This window comes from Terriglobia bacterium (genome assembly GCA_020073185.1).
Classification (GTDB): Bacteria; Acidobacteriota; Terriglobia; order Terriglobales; family Acidobacteriaceae; genus JAIQGF01.
Genome location: JAIQFT010000103.1, coordinates 1 through 6590 on the forward strand (window position 1 = coordinate 1; position 6590 = coordinate 6590).

Sequence of the window (6590 nt, forward strand, 5' to 3'; positions counted from 1 at the left end):
TCGATAGACGCGGTAACCCGGCCACCCCAGAATCTTCGTCCACTCACTGTCGCTCATCCCGCCGAGCGTACCGCCAAACCGCTACTCTGGAATCCAGTAAATCCACGAGTTTTTCAGATTCCTGCGCAGAGCCGAAAAATCATCAGCCAGATAAACAGGCCGCCGAACAACGCAATCCCGAACATGTAAACGTACGCGGTGAGTGGAAACAGGACGGCCATGACGGTCGCCAGCGCCAGGCCGAAGGTGGAAATCAGCAGCGCATTCACCGGCGTCCCCTGGCGCGACACCTGGCCGAACACGCTCGGCGCGTAGCCGCCGCGCGCCAGGGAGAACATCATGCGCGTCACCAGGTAGAAGTTGCAATTGATGCTGGAGAGCGCGGCGGTGAGCACGACGAAGTTCACCACGTGCGCCGCCGCCGGAATTCCCATGAGCTGGAAGACGGTGACGAACGGGCTGGCGGTGACGTCGGCGGCCGGTTGGATGCGGGTCCAGGGGACCACGCCGATGAGCACGATCATCGAGCCGATATAGAAGAGGATGAGGCGCCCGACCATGGAGCGCATGGCGCGGGGCACGGCGCGCTCCGGGTCCCTGGCCTCGCCTGCCGTCACCGCGACGATTTCTGCCCCGATGTAGCCGTAAATGACAAACACGATCGCCATCCACATGCCCGAGAGGCCGCGCGGGAAAAATCCGCCGTGCGCGGTGTAATTTCGCGCCCCGATCGCGGGATGGCCCACGCCCAGCAGCATGGCCGCGCCGAATACGATGAACAAAATGATGGCAACCACCTTGATCATCGCGAACCAGTATTCAAATGTGCCGAAGCTGCCGACGCTGCGCGCATTCACCCACAACAGTCCCGCCGAAAACGCCACAATCCACAGCCACGACGGCAGGTTGGGAAACCACCAGCGGCAGTACACCGCCACCGCCGCAGCTTCACCGCCAATCGCGATCGCCTGCACCGCCCAGTAGGTGTAGCGCACGACGAACCCAGCCCAGCGTCCCAGGTAAATCTCGGCATGTACGCCGAACGAGCCGGCGGTGGGGTGCGCGACCGCCATTTCCGAGAGCGCCCCCATCAGCAGCAGCGTGATGATCGCGCCGAGAACGAAGGTCAGGGTCACGGCCGGCCCGGCGGCGCGCACGGCCAGCGAGCTGCCAAGGAATAGCCCGGTTCCAATCGCTCCGCCAATGGCGATCATCGCCACTTGGCGTGACGAGAGTTGCCGGTGCAGCCCGGCTTCCTTGTCCACCACGGCGGACGAAATGTCGGTCAGCGAACGGGTTTCGGCAGCCAAGCGAGACCCCACAAGGTGCCGAGAGTATATCCCGCGGCCGAAATCACCCCCCTTCGGGATGATGAACCTTCGTATGTGACAGGTGCGGAGAGGCTTAGGAATTGACCTGCAGTTGACCCGCGCTGCATTGAGGTCATCCGGCGCCAAGCCGCATAGTGCGCCCGAGTACGGAGACTTCCTCATGAAGACCTACGACGATTGGTACTCGGACCTGGGCGGCGCTCCGGTAGCAGGAATGCGTTCCACCATCGTGCGCGTTGGGTTCAAACAGGAGAAGCGGGTGCAAGAGAGTTTCTCGGCGGCCGGCGAGCGCAAGGCGTTGAACTGGCTGGCGACGCGGCTGCCGGCGTGGGTGAACTCAGACCGCCTCACGGTGCTGGGCTCGCTCGGGATGATGCTGGGGGGCGGTTCGTACGCGCTGGCGCGCTGGCATGCCTGGGGACTGCTGGGCGCCACCTTCTTTCTCGCCGTCAACTGGTTCGGTGACAGCCTGGACGGCACGCTTGCCCGCCTGCGCCATTGCCAGCGGCCGCGCTACGGCTTCTACGTCGACCACCTGCTCGACAGCTTCGGCGCGCTGTTCTTGATGGCGGGGCTGGCGCTCTCCGGCTACGTCAATCCGTGGATCGCCATGGGCATGTTGGTCGCCTTTCTGCTGCTTTCCATCGAGGTTTATCTGACGACCTACACGCTGGGTTCGTTCCGGCTTTCGTATGGCAGGCTTGGCCCCACGGAAATGCGCATGGCGCTCGCCCTCGGCAACCTCGCGCTCTTCTTCCGCGGCAACCCTCGCGTGCTCGGCGGACGATTTCTGCTGTTGGACGTCGGCGGCATCATTGGAATTGCCGGCATGACGATCGTGCTGCTGATATCTGCCGCAACTCATATCGCGCAGCTCTACCGCGAGGAGCGCCTGCCATGAAGAAGCGGTCGCTGGTCGATGGTCATTGGTCGATAGCCGGCAGGCGAGGTGAACTGCCCGGCACCCGTCGGCGATTGGGGCGGTTCAGCCTGGTCGGCGCCCTGGGCATCGCTGTGCAGCTCGGCGTGCTGGCATTGCTGCGGCGCGCGGGCATGGATTACCTGATCGCCACCGTGCTGGCGGTCGAGGCCGCCATCCTGCATAACTTCGTCTGGCACGAGCGCTATACCTGGCGCGACCGCGGCGTTGTGTCCGGGTGGGAATCGCTTGCGCGGCTGGTGCGTTTTCACCTGACCAACGGGGCGGTTTCGCTGGCGGGCAACGCGGTGGCGATGCGATGGCTGGTCGGCGAACTGCACTTGCCCGTAATCGCAGCAAACCTGATTGCCATCACGACATGCTGGCTGCTGAACTTCGTGCTCAGCGATCGCGTGGTGTTCACGCGCTGCGAGAGTTAGTCCGTTCATAGGGATCTGTAAGCTTCTTAGAATCTGTAGGCCCCCGCACCCTCGCGGGGGCCGCATCTTCCCAGTCCCCAAGCTCCGGTGTGGTGCGGGCGCCCTCGCCTGCGAGATCTGTCTTCGTACCGCGCATACGTCCCCTACGCAGGCTACCGGTGACTCAAGAGTTGCTGGGCCCTGCCAACATCGTTGGGGAGAAGATCAGCCGGTACAGGGACGCCAGCCATGAAGACCTGATACCTGGCACAACGCGTCTTGTCGCCGTGGCAAAAGGTCGTCTTCATCAGGCTCGCCACACATGGCATCTGGGCCATTTGGTCGATGAAGAACGGACATGTTCGCAGTTTCTCGCAATCCGCCATGGTCACCTCCTCGTAACATCCGCCGAGCGGGTTTGCCAATGAACGGCAGCTCCAAGGTAACTTAACCGTCCCAGCGTGTCTTTGCGGTGACTCCAATCACAGGCGGTCGTGCCAGTCGGGTCGCACGCCAGTGAACCTGGAGATCAACCTAAAATTGAGCCGTTGATTGCAGAGCTAGATCGAGTAGGGAACTTCTCTGGGCTTGCCCTCGCCCGCGACTCCGCAATCCTGCACTAGGCGTCAGAACCTCAACAAATACGACACCTTCACAAAAAACTCACGATTGTCGTTGATGAACGAACTGCGCGTGCGCCGCAGGTTGCCGTCCGGGCCGAGCGCCAGTAAGCGGTCGATATTTTCCGCGTTGCTGTTATAGCCCGCATAAATCGCCGTGCCCGGGTGCAGCAGATAGGAGATCAGGAAATCGGCATTCATGGTCTTGGCCGGGGCCAGCGAGGTCCACAGCGGATTGGCGAGGATCGAGTTGTACTGCAGGATGACCCTGGCCGACAGCTCGCGCGTGAACTGGTAATTCCACTTCGAGCGGAGGATGTGGTTATTGAACGCGGGCAGCCTTGACTCCACGCCGCCCAGTCGGAACCATAGGTACGAGTTGTCAACCTGCAGCCGGTTGACCGGATGCAGCGTCATCTCCAGGTCAACTCCATTGCGTCGCGCCAGGTACGGCGGCGCGGCGACGGCGGGCGCATAATTGACGCGGCGCCCCCAGCGGTAATCAATCGAGAACGAAACCTGCGGCAGCGGCGCGCTCCGAAACTGCACGACGTTGGTGTGCCGCAGAAAATCGACGTTGCGCGCGAGCACGCTGAAATCGCGCGGGCGCAGTGTCTCCGCCTCGGTCGCGTAACCGTAATTGATGCGCGTCTGGCGATGAAACTCGATGTAGAACTGCGGCTCGACTCCCCAATTGATCGTGTTCCCTTCGCGGTCGCGGATCTGGTACGAGTTCAGGTCTGTCCCGTAGTTCAGCACATACCGGCTCTTCTTCGGCCACCAGGTGTAATTCACGTCTTCGTTGATAGTGTGAATGTCGGGCTGCGGATCGAAGCCGGAGAGTGTGCGGAAACCGTCGCTGCGCCCGGTGTAATGCAGGTCGGCATTCAGCGCGTGGCTGCTCTTGGCGAGGTCGAACTCGAACGCCGGACCGGCCAGGTAGCTGCCGTCGGTATTGCGCGTGGCGCTCTCGACCGCTTGGAAGCTGGTGATCACCGTCTTGCTGAGGCGAATGCGGCCGTCCACGCCGCCAACGCGGTTGAAGGCGCCATCGAACTCGCGGTCGGTGTAGATCACGCCCAGTGTGGAATCCCGCAATATGTCGCGGGCGGCGCGCACAATCGCGAACTGCGCGCGCTTGCCGGCGAGCGGATCGTTATCGGGCACAATCAGGCCCGGCGAGCGATCGTCGGCCGCCAGCGCTCCGATCGAGAAGCGCCCCAGGCGGCCGGTCAACCGCGCCCCGAACTGCGGGTTGGCGATGCGCCGCGTAAAGAACAGGTTGATCGGCGTAGCGAAATAGCTGGCGTTTTCCAGGAAGAACGGGCGCTTCTCCGGGAAGAATACTTCGAAGCGCTGGCTGACCGTAACTTGCGGCTGGTCGGATTCAATCTGGCTGAAATCAGGTTCGATCGTGAAGTCCAGCACCAGGCTTTTCTTCAGGATGAACTTGGAATCCACGCCGCCATCCACCTTGGCCGTTTTCGCAGTAAATTGTGGTGCGCTGGGATCGCGCAGGTCGAGGCCGCGGAACGAGCGCAACAGCCCGTAGGGGATGAATTGCATGTTGCGCCCGGGCGAGATGTTTTCGATTCCGCCCAGATCGGCGGATTGGCTGGCCAGACCGACAACGTTTTGCGTGCAGCGCGGCCAGAAGGTTTTCTCGGCGTTGCGCGTGATGTCGCGCTGCAGCAGGATACCCCAAGTCTGCACGTCTGCGTTGGCAAAGCGCAGGCTCTTGAACGGGATGGCAATCCAAACCACGTAGCCCCGGTCGGTGAGCTTGCCGCGCGAGTCCCAGACCGTGTCGAAGGTAAAGTCCTCGTTGTTATTGGTCTCATCGTCGATGCCATCTGCCTGCACGCCCAGCGGGTTCACCAGAAATTCATACATCCTGTGGTGGTCATGGAAGGTGTCCAGCCAGACATCGACGAAATCATCGCTGAAGCCCTGGTCGCGCGCGCTGAGGTGGGCGCGGATGGCGTTGGGATTGGAATCGAAGCAGACGAAGATGATGTACAGGGTCTTATCGTCGTAGCCAAGATAAGCGACGGTTTTCTGCGTGGAAGGCGCGCCGTCGTTGGGGCGCCACTGGCGAAAGTCATCCACCTTCGCCAGCTTTCCTTCCCATTCTGAATTGGCTTTCATGGCAAGGTAGTCTTCCAGCTTGGGACCCGAGTTCAGCCGCGGAATGCGCACCGACGCGGGAGGCGCCGAGGTCGGACGCAGTTGCGCCCATCCGCCGCCTGCCGCCAGCAGGATGACCGCGGTGATCAGGGCTACGCGAAGCATGTACATGCGAACGGGCGCGCCGACGGTGACCTCCGCCCTGTTTCAGACGTAGCGGTCGCCAGAAGGTCAACAGAAAGACTGGGTGTGCGTCAGCGGTTTGCTCAGCGCCTACATGAAGATTACGCTCCCTGTCCCACAGAAGTTCCCGTCCGAGGAAGGCCGCATCACATCTGCCTTTGATTTGCATCACATAGCCCTGTAATCGGCCTCCTTCCCACCGCGCCGGCCTACGCCGAAACTGTTGGATGCGGAGCGCTGTCCCGCTTGAGGGGATCTGCGCGCGTAGAGCACCATGGCTGCGACCTCACATCCCGGCCTCCGACTAGGGCGCATCCTGCTGGCCACCGATTTTTCGCCCGCCGCACAAGCCGCCCTCCGCCATGCCGCCCGTCTGGCCAGGGGTTCGGGGGCCCACCTTTATGTGGCTCATGTGATCGAGGCACGCCCCTGGACAGTCTGCCCCGAACTGACCCTGCTGCAGCGCATTGACGCCACCCGCCGGCTCGACCAAACGCTGGCCTCGCCGGAATGCAGCGGAATTCGCGTCCAGCCGGTGCTCCGCCACGGCGCGGTCGTGCCCGAGGTGGTCCGCATCGCCGAGGAACATGGGGTGGACCTGATTGTGACCGGGACGCGTGGGCGCCACGGGCTGCGCCACCTGCTGCTCGGTTCGGCGGCGGAGAAACTCGCGCAATGCGCACCCTGTCCAGTGCTGACCGTCGGCCCCTGCGCCCGCACCGCGCCCGACGGCGAGGCCGTCTTCCGCAACATCGTGCTGGCCACGGGTCTCAATCCGGGTGCCGCCGCGGGGATCGCCTTTGCGCGCTCCTTTGCGCAACGGCATGGCGCGAAACTCTGGGTGGCCCATTCTCTGCGCCCGGGCGATGACCGGATGCGGAGTGACGCGGTCGGCGCGTGGATGAAGAAAATCGTGCCCGATCAGCCCGGAGTGGAGCGCGTGCTCGAAATCGGTTCGGTGGAGCAGGTCACGCTGATGTTGACGGAGAGG

5 protein-coding genes are annotated in these 6590 nt (G+C 62.8%); 3 read left to right on the plus strand and 2 right to left on the minus strand.

Annotated features, from left to right (window positions below; translation table 11 throughout):
• Window positions 1-113: 113 nt before the first annotated feature.
• The gene (locus LAN64_20240) at window positions 114-1493 is read right to left on the minus strand and encodes an amino acid permease (GenBank protein MBZ5570156.1); all 1380 of its coding nucleotides are present in this window, start codon (window positions 1491-1493) and stop codon (window positions 114-116) included.
• A gap of 52 nt (window positions 1494-1545) precedes the next feature.
• Here LAN64_20240 and LAN64_20245 point away from each other — a divergent pair, with 52 nt between their 5' ends.
• Window positions 1546-2232 carry a CDP-alcohol phosphatidyltransferase family protein gene (locus tag LAN64_20245; protein ID MBZ5570157.1) on the plus strand — a complete coding sequence of 229 codons (687 nt, stop codon included), beginning with the start codon at window positions 1546-1548 and terminating at the stop codon, window positions 2230-2232.
• A complete protein-coding gene (locus LAN64_20250) occupies window positions 2229-2690 on the plus strand; it encodes a GtrA family protein (GenBank protein MBZ5570158.1) in 462 nt (153 codons plus the stop codon). The genes LAN64_20245 and LAN64_20250 overlap by 4 nt, the downstream gene beginning before the upstream one ends.
• 605 nt (window positions 2691-3295) lie before the next feature.
• Here LAN64_20250 and LAN64_20255 read toward each other — a convergent pair.
• Complete coding sequence (locus tag LAN64_20255) at window positions 3296-5581, minus strand: carbohydrate binding family 9 domain-containing protein (protein MBZ5570159.1); 2286 nt, start codon at window positions 5579-5581, stop codon at window positions 3296-3298.
• 292 nt (window positions 5582-5873) lie between these two features.
• Here LAN64_20255 and LAN64_20260 point away from each other — a divergent pair.
• A partial coding sequence (locus tag LAN64_20260; protein MBZ5570160.1) for a universal stress protein occupies window positions 5874-6590 on the plus strand: 717 nt, incomplete at its 3' end.

Excerpts from the sequence above, each read along its gene's own strand:
- LAN64_20240 (MBZ5570156.1), bottom strand. The coding sequence starts at position 1,493 with ATGAGGAAGTCTCCGTACTCGGGCGCACTATGCGGCTTGGCGCCGGAT.
- LAN64_20245 (MBZ5570157.1), top strand. The coding sequence starts at position 1,546 with ATGCGTTCCACCATCGTGCGCGTTGGGTTCAAACAGGAGAAGCGGGTG.
- LAN64_20250 (MBZ5570158.1), top strand. The coding sequence starts at position 2,229 with ATGAAGAAGCGGTCGCTGGTCGATGGTCATTGGTCGATAGCCGGCAGG.
- LAN64_20255 (MBZ5570159.1), bottom strand. The coding sequence starts at position 5,581 with ATGCTTCGCGTAGCCCTGATCACCGCGGTCATCCTGCTGGCGGCAGGC.